The 17,511-nt window shown below is 40.5% G+C and carries 17 protein-coding genes; 12 read left to right on the plus strand and 5 right to left on the minus strand.

The window, feature by feature from the left end:
* Nucleotides 1-4: 4 nt before the first annotated feature.
* The gene (locus tag H9Y05_RS12335) at nt 5-559 is read left to right on the plus strand and encodes a DUF4199 domain-containing protein (RefSeq protein ID WP_216714469.1); all 555 of its coding nucleotides are present in this window, start codon (nt 5-7) and stop codon (nt 557-559) included.
* Between the two features lie 390 nt (nt 560-949).
* On the opposite strand, the gene H9Y05_RS12340 is transcribed toward H9Y05_RS12335, so the two are convergent.
* Both H9Y05_RS12340 and recF read right to left on the minus strand, forming a co-directional pair.
* The gene (locus H9Y05_RS12340; protein WP_163492604.1) at nt 950-1,252 is read right to left on the minus strand and encodes a DUF721 domain-containing protein; all 303 of its coding nucleotides are present in this window, start codon (nt 1,250-1,252) and stop codon (nt 950-952) included.
* Complete coding sequence (gene recF, locus H9Y05_RS12345; protein ID WP_163492605.1) at nt 1,249-2,388, minus strand: DNA replication/repair protein RecF; 1,140 nt, start codon at nt 2,386-2,388, stop codon at nt 1,249-1,251. The genes H9Y05_RS12340 and recF overlap by 4 nt, the downstream gene beginning before the upstream one ends.
* A 358-nt stretch (nt 2,389-2,746) precedes the next feature.
* On the opposite strand from recF, the gene H9Y05_RS12350 reads away from it, so the two are divergent.
* The 9 genes from H9Y05_RS12350 to H9Y05_RS12390 all read left to right on the plus strand — a co-directional run bounded on the left by H9Y05_RS12350 (nt 2,747) and on the right by H9Y05_RS12390 (nt 10,007).
* Nucleotides 2,747-3,463 carry a pirin family protein gene (locus H9Y05_RS12350; RefSeq protein WP_205729608.1) on the plus strand — a complete coding sequence of 239 codons (717 nt, stop codon included), beginning with the start codon at nt 2,747-2,749 and terminating at the stop codon, nt 3,461-3,463.
* A 36-nt stretch (nt 3,464-3,499) separates the two neighbouring features.
* On the plus strand, nt 3,500-4,036 hold the full coding sequence (locus H9Y05_RS12355) for a YceI family protein (protein ID WP_163492607.1): 537 nt from the start codon (nt 3,500-3,502) through the stop codon (nt 4,034-4,036).
* 462 nt (nt 4,037-4,498) lie between these two features.
* Nucleotides 4,499-5,074, plus strand: coding sequence for an RNA polymerase sigma factor (locus tag H9Y05_RS12360; protein WP_205729604.1), 576 nt, complete (start codon nt 4,499-4,501; stop codon nt 5,072-5,074).
* On the plus strand, nt 5,074-5,859 hold the full coding sequence (locus H9Y05_RS12365) for a hypothetical protein (protein ID WP_216714470.1): 786 nt from the start codon (nt 5,074-5,076) through the stop codon (nt 5,857-5,859). Before H9Y05_RS12360 ends, H9Y05_RS12365 begins: the two co-directional genes overlap by 1 nt.
* A gap of 122 nt (nt 5,860-5,981) precedes the next feature.
* Nucleotides 5,982-6,938 carry a hypothetical protein gene (locus H9Y05_RS12370; protein ID WP_163492609.1) on the plus strand — a complete coding sequence of 319 codons (957 nt, stop codon included), beginning with the start codon at nt 5,982-5,984 and terminating at the stop codon, nt 6,936-6,938.
* An 82-nt stretch (nt 6,939-7,020) separates the two neighbouring features.
* Nucleotides 7,021-8,055: a quinone-dependent dihydroorotate dehydrogenase gene (locus tag H9Y05_RS12375; RefSeq protein ID WP_216714471.1), complete on the plus strand. Its 1,035-nt coding sequence runs from the start codon at nt 7,021-7,023 to the stop codon at nt 8,053-8,055.
* A 17-nt stretch (nt 8,056-8,072) separates the two neighbouring features.
* Entirely contained in the window at nt 8,073-8,930 is an 858-nt protein-coding gene (locus H9Y05_RS12380) for a hydroxymethylglutaryl-CoA lyase (protein WP_163492611.1), read from the plus strand.
* Nucleotides 8,920-9,585 carry a hypothetical protein gene (locus H9Y05_RS12385; protein ID WP_216714472.1) on the plus strand — a complete coding sequence of 222 codons (666 nt, stop codon included), beginning with the start codon at nt 8,920-8,922 and terminating at the stop codon, nt 9,583-9,585. The genes H9Y05_RS12380 and H9Y05_RS12385 overlap by 11 nt, the downstream gene beginning before the upstream one ends.
* Entirely contained in the window at nt 9,585-10,007 is a 423-nt protein-coding gene (locus H9Y05_RS12390; RefSeq protein WP_216714473.1) for a hypothetical protein, read from the plus strand. The genes H9Y05_RS12385 and H9Y05_RS12390 overlap by 1 nt, the downstream gene beginning before the upstream one ends.
* A 7-nt stretch (nt 10,008-10,014) precedes the next feature.
* On the opposite strand, the gene H9Y05_RS12395 is transcribed toward H9Y05_RS12390, so the two are convergent.
* From H9Y05_RS12395 to H9Y05_RS12405, 3 genes are all read right to left on the minus strand, one after another.
* A complete protein-coding gene (locus tag H9Y05_RS12395; RefSeq protein WP_216714474.1) occupies nt 10,015-10,938 on the minus strand; it encodes a DUF58 domain-containing protein in 924 nt (307 codons plus the stop codon).
* A 5-nt stretch (nt 10,939-10,943) separates the two neighbouring features.
* Nucleotides 10,944-11,774, minus strand: a complete 831-nt coding sequence (gene lgt, locus H9Y05_RS12400) for a prolipoprotein diacylglyceryl transferase (protein ID WP_163492615.1) — start codon at nt 11,772-11,774, stop codon at nt 10,944-10,946.
* 99 nt (nt 11,775-11,873) lie between these two features.
* Nucleotides 11,874-14,753, minus strand: coding sequence for a T9SS type B sorting domain-containing protein (locus H9Y05_RS12405; protein ID WP_216714475.1), 2,880 nt, complete (start codon nt 14,751-14,753; stop codon nt 11,874-11,876).
* A gap of 308 nt (nt 14,754-15,061) precedes the next feature.
* On the opposite strand from H9Y05_RS12405, the gene H9Y05_RS12410 reads away from it, so the two are divergent.
* Both H9Y05_RS12410 and H9Y05_RS12415 read left to right on the plus strand, forming a co-directional pair.
* Complete coding sequence (locus H9Y05_RS12410) at nt 15,062-16,423, plus strand: TolC family protein (RefSeq protein WP_163492617.1); 1,362 nt, start codon at nt 15,062-15,064, stop codon at nt 16,421-16,423.
* A gap of 22 nt (nt 16,424-16,445) precedes the next feature.
* Nucleotides 16,446-17,510, plus strand: coding sequence for an efflux RND transporter periplasmic adaptor subunit (locus H9Y05_RS12415; protein WP_163492618.1), 1,065 nt, complete (start codon nt 16,446-16,448; stop codon nt 17,508-17,510).
* Nucleotide 17,511 lies beyond the last annotated feature (1 nt).

The raw sequence follows: 17,511 nt of genomic DNA on the forward strand, positions 1-17,511 counted from the left end.
TAACATGAAAGTAACCATCAAGACAGCATTGATTTGTGCCGCAGTATGGATTGGTTTTAAATTACTGGGGTATCAGTTGGGATGGAATATTCCCGACTATACCTCTTTGTTCGTACTGACCAATATCCTGGGGCTTTTGGTCGCTGTTTCAGTTGGATTATACCTTCAGAAACGCAAGGGAGTCGAGGACGATAGCATGCTGACAGACATCAAAAACGGAATGACTTCCGGTGTTATCTACGCATTGGTTGTGTGCGGTTTCCTGTATTTTTATTACGAAAAAATTGATCCCGAATACAATCAAAAAATGATTGCCGAGCGGGAGATGTATTTCAAAACGGTTGTTGACGATCCTGCAAAGCTGAAAGAATTGAAGGCTTCTAATAAAGAATTGGAAGTCATGACCAAAGAAGAGATCATCGAAGAATTTCGTAAAACACCGCAAATGCTGTTCTCCGGAACGTTTATGATGACCTTCGGAATGCTTTCCATGCTGGTGTTGTCAACACTGTACAGTATTCTTGTCTCTATTATTTATCGGAAAGTATTGTTTCGGTAAATCTCAATAGCTTATTTAAATTTTAGTAAAACCTTAAAGCTATGGGGGCTCTCAGAAGTATTCTCTTGGAGCTGGTTCAGCAACGACCTGAGTCAAACACATCCTCGGAATGGCTATAAACAGGAAAATAAATCCAAGGTGTATCTTCTTTGGAGAAAAAATGATAGAGAATTGACTCAATGTATTCATGATAAAAGGAACACTAAAATTAAACTGTAATAAGTACTTTAAAGAACGAGAAAAAATCGAATAGTTGATCTTTCATTTTGAAGGTCTTTTTTCAAAGATTTTATTTTTCTTGTAAAGATGCTTATAAAATTATGGTTAAGCGGGCGCCATTTTACAATTTATAGATGGACTCATGTTAACCATCTGTTTAATCTCATTCCTTTATTCAAACCACACATCGTCAATAATCTTAGAACCTGCATATTCATTGACGCGTAATAAAATAATTTGCTTCCCGTGTGCCAATTCATCCCGCATGACCGAAGAACTCATTTTGATATGCAGAATCCGGTTGCGGATGTACAGTTTTTCTGTTCGATTGGCGACAGCTATTCCCATCATGTCTTTCCAACCGTTGAGAACATCCATTTCCTTCATTTTCCCATCCAGCCGATAGGCCTTGAGGAACTTATCAATTAAGTCCTTGAGCGGTGTTTCAGTCGCATTTCGTTTAAACTCATTCATACGCCGATACTTACAAGTTTGGGTGCCAGTTCGGGCAATAACTCCACCGTTCCCTGATCGATGCGGTACATTTTTCCCTTCAGGTTATTTTCGGAAAATGTTTGCCGGATGCGCTCTTCATCTGTATCGGTGACAAGTACCTGCCCGAAAAAATCGGAAGAAACCAGGTCCATTAAACGCTGTACACGATTTCTGTCCAGCTTGTCAAAAATATCGTCCAGTAACAGAATCGGTTTCAATTCCAGGTTGTGTTTCAACCAGTCATATTGCGCCAGTCGAAGGGCAATGATAAATGATTTTTGTTGCCCCTGTGATCCGAACTTTTTCACCGGGTGTCCTTTGATGAGAAACAATAAATCATCTTTGTGAATTCCCGCGTTCGTATATTGTGTAACGGCATCTTTTCGTTCATGCTGTTTCAACACATCTTCAAAGGATGCATCATTCAGTTGTGAACGGTATTCCAGTGTCACTTCATCAGTATCCACTCCGATGTGATTGTATTGTTGCTGAAAAACCGGGATGAAATCATGTAAAAACGCCATGCGTTTCTGATGGATCCGGTTGCCGGTTGAAATCAACTGTTCATTCCATACATCAATGGATTCCCGCTCGAAAAAGCCGTTTTCATACATGTGTTTCAATAAGGCATTCCGCTGCATCAGAATTTTATTGTAACGCTGAATGTCTGCCAGATATTCTCTGTCGGATTGAGAAATAATCCCATCCATCCATTTTCTTCTGAGCTCGCTCCCTTCGGAAATCAAATCCTTATCATAGGGAGAGATAATAACCGTAGGAAACAGCCCGATGTGCTCCGAGAGTTTTTCGTATTCTTTTTTATTTTGCTTGAACACTTTTTTTGTTCCTGTTTTCAACGCACAGTGAATGGCATATTCCTTTTCTGCTTTATCAAAGACGCCGATAATGGAAAAAAACTGTTGATCAAAACGAATGTTCTGACGGTCAACCGTGTTCAGGTATGATTTGCACATGCTCAGGTAATGCACGGCATCCAGAATGTTTGTTTTCCCGGACCCGTTGACTCCAATGAAGCAGTTGATTCCTTCATTTAAAAGGATTTCGGCTTCTTCATAGTTCTTGAAATTAATTAATTGGAGTGATTTGAGGTGCATAGAGCAAAAGTAAGAAAAGAATCAGCAAGTTGATTCCGGCACCGGAATAAATATTCAGCATTCGTATGTGAATAACGTGGTGGTATTTTTCTCATTTTTCATCTTCCATCCATTTCTTAACATAGGTCAATTGATAATTCATACCATCTTCAGACCTTTGTATCGTAAATAAATCATTTGGGGTATGAGACGTAAAGATTTTATCAGAAAAGGATTGTTGGGAACAGGGATTTTTGCACTGGGAGCATCCGGTGTTTCAGCTTTGGCAAATGAAATTGATGAATTGGAAAAGTTGGAACCAATGACAAACCCGGCTGATGTAGGATTTAATCACATACCGAATACAAACTCAAAAATAATGGAAAATACAGTTTTACATAAGGCAGCAACAAGAGGTGATGCTAATCACGGTTGGCTACACAGCCGGCATACGTTCAGCTTTGCAAACTATTACAATCCTGAACGCATGCATTTCGGCGTGTTAAGAGTACTGAACGATGATGTTGTGGCAGGAGGAATGGGATTTGGAACCCATCCGCACGATAATATGGAGATCATTAGTATTCCGCTCGAAGGAGATTTGGAGCACAAAGATTCGATGGGGAATACAACAGTCATAAAAAACGGAGATATACAAGTCATGAGCGCCGGAACCGGAGTTCGCCACAGTGAGTACAATAAAAACAAAGAGGTTCCGGTGAAATTTCTCCAGATTTGGGTCTTTCCGAACAAGCGGGATGTCGCACCACGCTATGACCAGATTACACTGCGTAAAGAAGATCGCAAGAACAAACTTCAGCAGATTCTGTCACCGGATAAAGAAGATGCGGGAGTATGGATTCACCAGGATGCCTGGTTTCACCTGGCAGATTTTGACAAAGGGACAGTAGTTGATTACACCTTCAAGAAAGCAGGAAACGGATTATATGTCTTTGTGTTGAAAGGAGATATGAAGGTGAATGGAGAAGAGCTGAATACGCGGGATGGTTTCGGAATCTGGGATGTCTCAGAGGTGAAGCTGGAAGCGGCAACAGATAGTGAATTTTTGCTGATGGAAGTTCCAATGGCAGTTTAAATACAATAAATAATTAACTTAAAAACAGAAGACAAAATGGCAACAAGTACATGGTCAGTAGACCCGACACACAGCGAAGTGCAATTCAAAGTGAAGCACTTAATGATTACAAATGTAACAGGTAACTTCAACGAGTTCAATGCAACTGCAACAACTGAAGGTGATGATTTCGCTACAGCGCAATTGCAGTTTTCTGCACCGATTGAAAGCATCTCAACAAACAATGCACAACGTGACGGACATTTGAAAAGCGGAGACTTCTTTGATGCTGCTGCACACCCTGAATTGACGTTCAAAAGCACGAAAGTGGAGAAAGTAGATGATGAAACGTTTAATGTATACGGAGATTTTACAATCAAAGGAATTACAAAAGAAGCAAAATTGAACGTGGAACTGGGTGGAATTACAAAAGATCCTTACGGAAACACAAAAGCAGGTTTGACAATCAGTGGAAAAATCAATAGAAACGACTATGGGTTGACATGGAACGCAGCACTGGAAACAGGTGGTGTAATGGTTTCTGAAGACGTTCGTTTAAACGCTGAAATCCAGTTGGTGAAGCAGGAAGCATAACTTTTTTCTTTTTCATAGTATAAAAAGGTCGTTTACAATTTTGTAGATGACCTTTTTTTATTTACCTTAGCACTATCAGTACATCTAAAGAGTTAGAGCAGCGACTGAATCCCTTTTGGGAGAACCCATACGTTGATATCTTGAAGCTTAAAATTTTACCTTGTGGAAAAGTCTTGTGCAGACTATGGCGGGCCGCAACCTTCGGGTTTTGATTCATTCAACGGCGGATTACAGAACAGGCCAGACGATCCTAATCGTGTTTTCTGGAGCTTCAGAAAACAGAACGTATGGGTTTTTTATTTTTTTGAAATGTTCATTCAGAACCCAAAAATATCCAAACGAATATACTAAAATGATAATTTTACGTTCTAATAAGTGTAACCAGAATAAAATTATCTTCTTATAAGAGTAGTTGGTCTGCAAGCCAATTTCTCTGCCAAACTAGAAATAAAACCAAGAACTATGAGTGTGAACCCATTGTATCACCAAACCAATTCCCGCATGATGGAGGAGTTGGATTGGATACAACGAGCAAAGGCTGATCCGGCTCATTTTGCACCGTTGTATAAAAAGTACCATGAGCAGATATTCAGGTATGTGTATCAGCGAATGGATGACGAGGAGATGGCATTTGACGTTACCTCTCAGGTGTTTATGAAGGCGATTAAAAACCTGCATAAATATGAGTTTCGTGGAGTACCGTTTGTCTCGTGGTTGTACAGAATTGCTAAAAGCGAATTGTACCAGGCGTTCAGGGATAACAAAGCTGACCGAATGGTGAATATTGATACTGTTCAGGTAACTGGTTTTATTGAAGAGTTTGAACACGATGAGAATGAAGAAAACAGAGAGCGCTTACTGCTGTGCCTTTCAAAAATGAAAGAGGAAGACATGCAGTTGCTTGAACTTCGCTTCTTCGAAAAACGTTCATTCAAAGAAATTGGAGAGATACTTGAAATTACGGAAAACAATGCGAAAGTAAAGTCTTTCCGGGCGTTGGAGAAGTTAAAGAAGTTGTTTATTAATAAAAATGAATAATGAAGCATTTTAAAGTTAATCTGGACCGCAAAAAACTGACATCGGAATACATTGAATCCAAGCAAAACTTCGATTCGGTACTGACAAAAGTTAACATGTCAAAACCCGGATTCTGGAAATCAGCCTGGTTCTACGGAACAATAGGTCTTTCCGGTGTCGCAGCAATAATTGGTTATAATTTTTCACAATCCGAAAACAATCTGAATGAAGCAATAATTACTCAAAAAAATAGTATTCAACACGCGGTAACTTCCACGGAAACAGGGAATGAAGTGCTGATCGCTCAACATGTGAAAACAGAGGAGGTGTATGTTGTACCACCTGTAGAGAAAAAAGACAAACAAACCACTGACAAGAAAACGGGATCTCCGGTAAAAACTGTTGCCGCTGATACACCTTCAGATGTCCGGAATAATGCAAGCGAACGTGTCGTTTTGAAAGAAAAGGTTGTTGAAAAAATGGATGCACCGAAGGTGGTGAGTAGAAGTTCAATGCCCTCTATTTCAGGAGTCTATAGCGGGGATATTCAATGGGAAAACTTTAAACAGGGAGAAATTTTTGTTGCGGAAGATCTTTCCGTAAAGCAATTCAGCATTCAATATACTTCCAGATTGGGAGACAGGACGATTTCCGTTGAAGGTTCTAAAATTCCACAGGACGTTGTATCTGATCTGGAAAAATTGGGATTAAACCAAACGGTATTTATCACCAATGTAATTGCGAAAAATGACAATGGAGACCTGATGCGCTGTTACTCAATGGACTTAAATCTGAAATTTAAATAAATATTAACAAGTTGGTTGTTAACATTAATGAAGTGTTTTTTTTCATTTTTTTGTAGTACATTAGGAATAATAATAATAAATTTGCACTAAGTGAATAGAATTATTGCTGTAAACTATCGTTGATGAAATTGAATTTAAATTACCCACTTACGCTGATTGTACTTGCATTACTGACTTCTGTATCTGCTCAGCATACAAATTTCAACACTCAAAGAAACTGGTCGCTGAATAAGAAGGAGATTATGTTTGGTGTTGGGGCAACCCAGTTTTTAGGTGATTTGGGTGGACGTGACCGCATTGGAACGGACTACTCACTGAGAGATCTTGACTGGAGATCGACAAACATTGGAGGAATGATTGGATTCCGTTACCGTTTTCACCCTTACTTCGCTACATCTACAACGTTGACCGGAGGAATGCTGAGAGGAAACGATGCCCAGACAAATGAAATTATACGTCATTCCAGAAACCTGCACTTCCGATCCATTTTCTTTGAATTGTCACAACGATTAGAATTCATCATCCTGGCGAATGAAAAATTCGGAGCACGTTATAAGATCAAGGGATTAAAAAGTGCAAAAGACCGAAACGAACAAATTTATATCTTTGGAGGTGTCGGAGCGACTTATTACAACCCGAAAGCAAATTTCCAGGGAAGTTGGATAGCACTACGACCGTTGAAAACAGAAGGTCAGGGAATGGATGGCGGTGCAAAACCGTATGGACCTGTAACCCTGGCTATCCCAATGGGAATCGGTATGCGTATGGGGATCAACAGAATGTGGCGGATCGGTCTGGAAGCAAGTTATGTAAAAACATTCTCTGATTATATTGATGACGTCGGAAGTGTTTACTACGATCCTGCTGTCTTAGCAGCTCAGGTAGGTCCTGAATCTGCTTACCTGTCCAACCCGAGTCACGAGAACTCAACGTGGTTTACACCAGGACAGCAGCGCGGAGATAAACAGAAAGATGCCTATTTCTATGTGAATATTGTTGTCTACCGAAACATTACTTATAAAGATTACGCATCCAGCAGAAATAAAAACGCGTGGAGAGGAGGACGATATAAGTTCTGATTCACATCCGGATAAAAAAATAATGAGGCAGCGTTTGTTGCCTCATTTTGCTTTTATACATTTGTGAACCATTTGATAAACCATGTATAAATTATTGCGATCTGTTTTGTTCTTTTTCGACGCAGAAAAAGTACACTACTTTACTACCGGAATGTTGAGATTTGTTTTGTCCGTTCCGGGAGGGAAACTCTTATTTAAACAACTCTATTGCGTTGAAGATCCCCGGCTGAAAAGAGAAGTGTTCGGACTCACGTTTAATAACCCGGTTGGATTAGCTGCGGGATTTGATAAAAATGCGAAGATGTACAATGATCTGGCATATTGTGGATTCGGTTTTATTGAAATAGGGACACTTACACCGAAAGGGCAGCCTGGAAATGAAAAACCACGCTTATTTCGCCTGAAACAAGATGAAGCCATTGTAAATAGAATGGGCTTCAACAACGACGGAGTTGAGATCGCTGTTGAAGCGTTGAAGAAACGAAAAACAAAATTAATTATCGGGGGAAATATCGGGAAGAATAAAATAACCCCCAATGAAGAAGCCGATTCCGATTACCTCACAGCATTTCATGTGCTTCATCCGTACGTCGATTATTTTGTTGTCAACGTTTCGTCTCCCAATACCCCTAATTTGCGTGCTTTGCAGGAAAAAGAACCATTGATGAAGCTGCTGCAATCCCTAAAAGATGAAAATACAACCAAATCCGTCCAAAAGCCGATTCTGTTGAAAATAGCACCGGATTTAACGAATGAACAACTGGATGATATCATCGAAATTGTTCAGACAACAAAAATTGACGGTGTGATTGCAACAAATACAACGATTGAAAGAGGAAATCTGAAATCACCAAAAGAATTGGTTGAAAAAATCGGTGCGGGAGGAGTGTCCGGTAAGCCATTGACCAACCGTTCTACAGAAGTGATCCGATACCTGTCTGAGAAATCAGGGAAATCATTCCCGATCATCGGAGTAGGAGGGATTCATACACCGGAAGATGCACGTGAAAAATTAAATGCCGGAGCTGCATTAATCCAGATTTATACAGGGTTTATTTATGAAGGTCCCGGATTAGTAAAACGAATAAATAAAGCTATTTTGAAAGAAATGAATTAAATTGTATTTTTGAAAATATGGAAGTTAAATTAATCGAATGCCCCCGCGATGCAATGCAAGGAATAAAAGAATTTATTCCGACAGAAGTAAAAGCCGCATACATAAATGCGATTCTGAAATGTAATTTTGACACAGTAGATTTTGGCAGTTTTGTATCTCCTAAAGTTACCCCTCAAATGAGAGATACAGCCGATCTGTTGAAGCAATTAGACTTGAACTCCTCTTCAAAACTACTGGCCATCGTAGCCAATGAACGTGGTGCCGAAGATGCTGTTCAGTTTGACGAAATCACCTACCTGGGATTTCCGTTTTCTATCTCTGAAAAATTTCAACAACGCAATACCAACAGCAGCATTGAGGAATCATTGCACCGGGTAGAAGCAATTCAGAACCTGGCGTTGAAGCACAAAAAACAACTTGTTGTGTACCTTTCAATGGGCTTTGGAAACCCCTATGGAGAACATTGGGATGCCGAATTAGTAATCAAATGGTGTGAACGCTTGTACAAGGATTTGGGAATTACGATCCAGGCATTGAGTGATACCATTGGCTGTGCCACAACAGATTCCGTTGATTATCTTTTTAAGGAATTGATTCCTGCCTTTCCCCGGGTTGAATTCGGAGCGCATATGCATACGTTGCGCGAAAATGCGGAAAGCATGATCCAGGCAGCTTATAATGCCGGGTGCAGGAGGTTTGACGGTGCGATAAAAGGATATGGAGGATGTCCGATGGCAAAAGATGACCTGACGGGTAATATGCCGACTGAAATCATGTTGCATTGGTTCGAAAAACAGGGAATTGTGTTACCAATTGATAAAAATGCGTTTATGAATGCAATGAACGAATCTAACAATGTATTTTATGCGCATTAATAAACGGACCTTATTCTTTTTTATTCCCGCAATGATTGCACTGTCTGCCTGTACTGATGCAGAAGAGGAAGCGACAACAGAAAAAACAGGGACTGTAGCAGCAAAAGACGAATTTGAAGGCATTGAAGTACTATTTAATGAAGACCAGTTCAGTGATCCCCGTGCTGCCGACTTGTTAAAAGAGATCAATATTTGCAGTGATGTACAAACGGATGACAAAGGAAACCTCATGACACCCTGTACTCCGGATAATTTCAAATTGTTTCCTCTGAAAGAAGGAACACCGTTGGAAGATGGATTTATATTATTGGTGAAAGCGAACACCGGAGGTTTTGCGCTTCGCCGTATCCTGGTGTTTGAACGGGAGGGAGGAGCTTTGGTAAAAGTAAATGGTTTTATTGCGAACCTGATCGGGAAAAAGAAAAAACAAGGTTCCAACGATGATTTACTGCTGCGGTTTATTGATAAAATTGAAGGGTCAGATGTGTATTATCATTGCATCTTTAGTTGGGAAAATGGAAAGTACGTCTTTAAAACAGTGGAAGTAATCCAGGAGCCTGCAGGGAATTTCTCTGGAATCGTCAAGGAAAATGTCAAAGATTCTGTTTCTCAGGAAATTTATAAAATCATTACGGATAACCAAATGCTATTCTGATGATTCGGATACTGGTGTTTGGTTTGTTGCTGATAACTGCCGGATGTGGTAATGAAACATCGATTGTGGAAATCCGGATTAACAGTTTACTCCACGACGATTCCAGTAAGGTATGGATGGTGGAAAGTGAACGGATCGATGGTGTAGAACATGCTCCTGAGAACATCAATTTCCGTACGGTCATTACATTTTATGCCGATTCAAAGTTTTCCGAGCAACCGCTGAACACGATTGGGAACCGTCCTCCGAAATATGGTTCTTTTGAGATTGCGGACCAGAATATAACAATGGATTTCAGAGTAGACAATAAACAAAATACGTATTTGGTTGACTCCTATTCAAAGGAACGAATTGTTCTCATGTCTGCCGATAAAGGAAAATACCGGACGGAATTAATATTGATCCCGCTCCCGAAGTTATAACAAGTAGTTAATACAGGTTTTGACGCTTAAGCAGATAGCTTAGCAGTACTTGGTCGTATCCCTGGTCGATATCGACCTGCACAAAATCAATTTTATTGTTGATCATTCGCATTTTCAGGTCTTCAAAATAAGCCGCCACTCGCTGACTGTAATTGGCCTTTAATTCAGCAGGCTGTACTTTCATCTTTTCCCCGGTTTCCATGTCAACCAGGTAATAAGGTCGATTTTCCAGTTCGAAATCAATTTCTGTTTTCTTTTGCACTACATGAAAAACAATGACTTCATGTTTATTGTGCTTCAAATGTTGTAAGGCGTGGAATAACTCTTCAATTTTTGAAGGATTATCGATAAAGTCCGTAAAAATAATGATCAGGCTTCTTCTGTGACACAATTCAGCAACAGAATGAAGAGCCGTAATTGTATCGCTTGTTTTCTGCTGTTGTTCTGTATATTCCGTCAGGTGTTTTTCCAGTTCACTGTATAAAAAACGATGGTGAGCCGGGCTTGATTTTGACTGTGTATGCAATTCCAGATGATCGGAAAACAAACTCAAACCGACTGCATCCCGTTGTCGCTTTAGTAATTCAATCAACGAAGCAGCAGCGTACGTGGAATATTCATATTTGTTGATCGTTCCGTCTTTTGGGAAAAACATAGACCCGGAACAGTCAATCACAATCTGACAGCGTAAATTCGTTTCTTCCTCGTATTTTTTTGTAAATAACTTTTCCGTTTTTCCGTACAGTTTCCAGTCAATGTGACGGGTGGATTCTCCTTTGTTGTATAAACGATGTTCTGCAAATTCAACAGAAAAACCATGGAAAGGGCTTTTGTGCATCCCCGTAATAAAACCTTCAACCACCTGCTTTGCAAGTAATTCCAGATTGCCGAATTGAGCAAGCCTTAACCGGTCGATTGTTTTAGTTGCCATAAAAATTACTTCACTTCAGGTTCTGTCAATGTCTTATTTTTGTTTTTATACGACCAGATCAGAATTCCTATTCCCGCCAGAACAAATGGTACGGAAAGCCACTGACCGGTATTGATGGTTAATGTTTCATCGTAAGCTGTTTGCCCCATTTTTACAAATTCAACAAGGAAACGTCCGCCGAATAGAAGAATCAGGAAGGTCCCGAAAATAAGTCCCGGTTGTTTCCATGCGCTTTTTTTCCAGAACATGTACATCAGGATACCGAAAATAATCAGGTACATAATTGCTTCGTATAATTGAGCAGGATGGCGCGGTGTCGGATCGTATTGTTTGGTTGTCTCATTGATGTAATGAACAAATTCAAACGCCCATGGCAAATCGGTAGGACTTCCTACAATCTCACTGTTCATCAGGTTTCCCAGGCGAATGAACGTTCCTGCTATCGCGATAGGTGCGGCAATCCGGTCAAAAATCCAGATATACGGCTTTTTCAAAACTCGCTGATTGTATAAAATCAATGCAATGACCAGCGCAATAGCACCTCCGTGACTGGCTAAACCACCTTCCCATACTTTGAGAATGTCAATCGGATTTTGTTTATAACTGCTCCAGTCATAAAAGAACACATGCCCTAAACGCGCACCAACAATTGTTGCAATCACCACGTACAGTACCAATCGATCCAGTTTTTCATCGGGAATTCCTTCTTTGCGGAACATTTTCCGGATCGTGTAATAGCCTAAAATTAATCCTGTTACAAAAAGTAACCCATAATAATTCGGTGTATTCCAACCGTCGATGATTTCAGGAGTTACATCCCAGCGTATTGCAAGCATACTATTCAATTTAGGGTTAAAGTTAATAAAAGGAATAAATCTAAACGAAAAAGCCGGGAAGAATCTTCGTCCCGGCCACTCAATATCATCAGGACGTACTTAATGTACTACATGGACAAAGCCGTGGTATTTTGTTCCGTCAGGAATGGTAACGAGGTACGAATAGACTCCTTCCGACACATAATTTCCGCTCAGATCTCTGCCATTCCATGAATTGTCATAATTGTCAGATGAATAAACCAGGTTCCCCCACCGGTTGAGAATCAACAGTTGTGTGTTGGGCTGCATTTCATGTAACAGGAAAAAGTCGTTGACACCATCTCCGTTGACGGTAATGACATTCGGGATCTTAATTTCATATATAATTTCAACAGTGACTGTTGTTGAATCAGAACACCCGTTCGCGGTATAGGCATGAAGGGTTACACTATAAATTCCCGAAACATTACCAAACAAAACAGTTGGTTCAAACTCAGTGCTTGTACTACCATTTGGAAGTGTCCAGCTATACGAATCTGCATGTGAACTGGTGTTATTGGTAGCAGCACTTTCATTGGATTGATTGGTCAAATCAAAACTTGCTACCGGTAAATCATCCAGGCAAAAAACGTCATTGACCGTATGAGATGCCACGCATCCGTTTAAATCCGTAACCGTCAGATCAGCGTCATAGCATCCTGCTTGACTGATCACCGTCGATGCGCCTGCGCAATCTCCGTTAACGGGTATTCCGTCAATGGTCCAGACACACGTTCCGCTATGGTTATTTGTAGGGATCAGCTCCACAGCAGCAGGTAAACAAACTTCCGCCGTTGTTGTGAAATGTACAGGATCGGGAACGTTGACTGTCAGATTCAATGTCGTAATAACATCACATCCGTTTGCATTTTGCGTCGTGTGTGTTGCTACAGCGGTTCCTCCCGCAGTGATTGTTTGCCCGTTCCAGGAATAGGGAAGTGCTGCCTGACAGATGGTTTGATTGTCGGTTAAATGGGAGGTCGGATTGACGGTTAAATTCAGAGAAGTAATAATATCGCACCCGTTGGAATTAGGTGCAGTATGTGTGGCGACAGCGATTCCTCCTGCGGTAATTGTTTGTCCGTTCCAGCTATATGGTAAATCGGTGTCACAAATGATAATATCATCTGTCAGTGTGGTTGTCGGGTTGACCGTTAAATTCAATATTGTTACGATATCACATCCGTTTGCATTTTGCGTTGTATGTGTGGCGACAGCAGTTCCTCCCGCAGTGATTGTTTGTCCGTTCCAGGAATAGGGAAGATCAGAATCACAAATGGTAATATCGTCTGTAAGCGGCTGAGTACCCGGATGTGTAGACAGGTTCAGGGTGATAGTTACATTACATCCGTTGGAATTCTGAACAACTGCCGTGGCTGCGTTGTTTCCCGGAGAAGTAATCACTTGACCATTCCAGGTGTACGGTAAATCTTCCGGACAAATAGTAAGGTTTTCCGTTTCGTACGGTGGATCGTAAGTCACAATTAAAATCGGTTTGTTCGCATCCGCATATCCACGGATTCTGTTTCTACAGGTCAAGTGATTGTTTGCTCCGCCATATGTATGCATTCCGACAGCAAACCAGTTGGGAATCAATTGCGATTGCAAATCCGCCATGTTAGCAGTCAGGTTTACTGTTCTCCATCCCGTTCCAGATACCAGGACAGCAGTATTGTAATCACCGAAAATATTACCGTCTCTGATGTCGTCTAATCGTGCCAGGTTGTTTGCAGCAACAGTAAAATCATTTGTTGAAGGATCTGCGGCCATGTGCCTGAAATAGGTGCTGACCACACAACCGCTACTTGCAGAACTGTTATCCGCGACATAATACCTGAATTCTGCCGTATTGATACAGGCATCATCCGGAATATCTGTGATATTAAACTTTGTCCAGCCGCTTTGGACAGAATATGTATTGTTCCTGCCGATCCAGAAATCACCTTCTGAACTTTCCGTAATGTTGGAGGAGGTGTAATTAGCACAACCAGGAGTGTAGCAGTTGGTACCGCTCGTTGTTGAATGATGTCCTGTCCAGCGCGTCGTATTGTTGGGATATAAGTTGATTGTGGGATCAATGTAAACCGGGAAATTTAAATCCTGTTTCAGCCAGTTTGCCGGAACCAGTGTCTGGATGGTTAATAGATTGTTTTGTTGAGAAATACGGTAATCACCAATCAATTCATGTGCTGACTCACTATGATCTCCTTGACCATGAGAATGAACAGGTGTATCATAAAAAAGCGGTTGATCAAAATAAGCTGTCAGCACCCCGCTTTGATTGGTCAATTCGATGCGTTTATCTTTCATAACAGCCTTCCATCCAACAGGCAATAATACTTTCTCTTCAAAAACAAGGTATTCCGCATCAGTGGGCATCGTGCTCAAAGCAGATGCGTTCCGGAGAATATAATCCATTTTTCTGAAAGTCGTATTGTGTGTCAGTTTCAGATCAATATGGGGGCCGTAAACTCCCGGGAACGTCAATACATTGTAGTCGGCAGTTCCGGTGCGGGTTGTAATTGTATGTGCCTGGCTTTCCCCGTTTTTACCAAGGTAATACATGCGCATATTCAACATGTCTGTAAGCACAGAACCATCTTTCATGACCGTCTTTATGGCTCCTGCAGACTGCTTGGGGTAGTACGTTTTATGGCTGTTGGTGGTATTTTCAAACCCGTTGTTTGTTTTTTCCAATGCATGATAGATGGTTTTCCATGAACCATTCTCATGGTAATTGAGCGGACCTGCACCAATAACAGCAGAAATTTTTCCATCCTTGTTGTAGAAATGTTTAGAAAATTCAGTTCGTCGATCAACCAATTCTGTTGCGGAATCATATTTGCCAAATGACTCCTGTGTCCAAAACGAGTAATTTTCCTGAGAATGAGAATAATCAGACAGGAATAAAAAAGAAATAATAACAACAGCCGAATTTGAGAGTAGTGAGTTTATTTTCATAATCATTAGTAGCATCATTGTTTATAAAAAATAAATGCCGGGCTAAAATAAACCATTTATTGCTAATTAAGAGTTGTTTGTTGGATATTTAACGGGTTTGTTAATCGGGTGAGTAAAAGAGTGAGTGTAAGGCTGCAGGTAAAGCATTGATAATTATGAATTAATCATCTGATCATCTGAAAAGAAGACAGAGATCAGTTGTTCTGTCGGAGAATTGATTTTAATCGTATAATTTGTCCGTTTCACCTTTTTTAACTTTGAATAACCTTTTTTATACACCAATTTTGCATCGTTTTTTAAAGAGAAAAATGGTACAACAACTTAAACAATCCGCAGTAGTATTATTCGTTTTGGCTTTATCAGTCGATTCCGGTTTTTCCCAACAAGTCATTACACTTCAGGATGCGCTTAATTATGCATTGGAAAATAGTGAAGTGATGAAACAGGCAAAGTTGGATGTTGAAAACGGAAATCAAAAAGTAGCAGAGTCACTGTCATCTGCTCTGCCTCAGATCAATGCCGCAAGTTCAGTAACAGGAAACCCGATCGTGCAATCATTTGTCTTACCGGCAGAATTCATGGGGGGAGCTCCGGGAGAATTCATGGCAATTCGTGCAGGACAAACATGGTCTGCGATGACGCAGGTGACCCTGAGCCAGCAATTGTACAACCAACAAGTGTTTTCAGGACTGAAAGCAGCGAGAGGAAGTGCACAGTATTATGAAATCGCAGCGCAGCTGAGTGAAGAAAATGTGTTGCAGCAAGTTGCGACAAATTACTACCAACTCGTTGTTACCCGTGAAAAAATGGGGACGCTGGATGCGAATATTACCCGGGTGGAAGAGCTGGAGAAAATTTTGATCTCACAGGTAGAAAACGGGTTGGCAAAGAAAATCGATCTGGATCGTGTACGGGTGAATAAAACAAACCTGGAAGCACAGAAACTGGAGTTGGAGAATGCTGTCATTCAAATGGAAAACCTGCTGAAATATTATATGGGAATGCCGATTGAAGAACGGATTTCAGTTCCGGAAACAGCGCATGCTGACTTGGAAAGCTATGCGAAAGGAATTATTTCAACAGATCAGTTTAATGTAGAGAACCTGACTTCATTCCGCATGCTCAACAAGCAGGCTGAACTACTGACTTTGCAAACAAAAGTATTTAAGGCAAATTATTATCCTACTTTGTCATTGTCCGGACATTATTCCTATAACACACAAAGCAATGACTTTAACCTGTATTCCAAAAAAGCGCTAAGCTATGACATGGCAGCGGTTTCTTTGAACCTTTCCATTCCGATCTTCGATGGTTTGGCAAAGCGGGCAAGAGTAAAATCTTCTGAAATTCAATTGGAACAGTTGCGCCAGGAAATGACCAAAACATCCAATGCTCTGACCATGTCGTTTCAAAATGCAAAATTGCAGATTTCCAATAGCTTGAAAACGATTCAGGTACAGGAAGCAAATAAAGAGTTGGCAAAAGAAGTATATGATATTACAAACAGTAATTACCAACTTGGATTGTCCAGTCTGACTGATTTAATCAATGCTGAAACAGAATTGAGAACTGCTGAAAACAGCTATAATGAAGCCTTGCTGCAATACAAAGTAGCAGAAATTGAAATGATTAAAGCAAAAGGAGAAATAGGAACTTTGTTAAATAAATAATAGACCTTAAGTTAAAAAGTATATGAAAAAGATAATTATTACCGTTCTTGTCGTAGCTGCAGCAATTGGAGGAATTGTATGGACGCTTCAGAACAATAAAAAAGAAAACCAGTCAAAAATTGATATCGTTAGTAAAGGAACGGGAGCAGTACCGGTAAAGGTAATGACCGTTAAAAGAGAAGCGATTAATGTTGACTTTGCAGTGAATGGTAAACTTGCGGCAAACCAGGATTTGATGTTGATCTCCGAAGTAAACGGGCGCGTTTTGTCCATTCGTGTGAAAGAAGGAGACCGCGTAACGCAGGGACAGGTATTGGCAACAGTGGAAAGTACATACAGTAGCCTTGATTATCAGGCAGCAAACGACGCGTTGCAAAAACTGAAAGTTGATCAGCAACGATTGACAAGTGCTTTGAAAACAGGTGGCGTTACACAATCACAGGTAGACGAGATCAACCTGGCAGTGAAAAATGCTGAAAGCCAGCTGGCACAAGCAAAAAAGAGATTGTCGGATGCTTCCATCAAAGCGCCTATCTCCGGGATCATCAACAAAAAATACATTGAGGTCGGTTCATTTGCAGCAGCAGGAACACAGTTGTTCAATATTGTGGATGTTTCAAGTTTGAAGCTGAACGTAACAGCCAACGAGCGTCAGGTTGTACAATTGGGAGTAGGATACAAGGTAGATATCACAGTTCCTGTTTTCCAGGATGAGACATTCACCGGAGCAATTTCGTTTATTGCACCAAAAGCTGATAACAGCCTGAACTACCCGATTGAAATCAAATTGGATAATACAAAAACAAAAAATAAACTAAAAGCAGGAATGTATGCTTCTGCCGAATTTAAATTTGGTGATCAGACACCTATTATTGCGATTCCGAGAACAGCATTCGTAGGAAGTGTGAACAGTGGTGAAGTTTTTGTTATTGAAAAAGAAGGTGTTGCAACATTGAGAAAAGTATCTCCGGGAGCAATTTTCGGAGAATCGGTTGAAATTTTAGGAGGGTTAAAAGAAGGCGAAACGGTTATTACTACCGGGCAAATTAACTTGATTAACGGTACGCCGATTGAAGTGTTGAAATAAA

Origin of the sequence: Taishania pollutisoli (assembly GCF_014518315.1) — a bacterium.
Classification (GTDB): domain Bacteria; phylum Bacteroidota; class Bacteroidia; order Flavobacteriales_D; family Crocinitomicaceae; genus Taishania; species Taishania pollutisoli.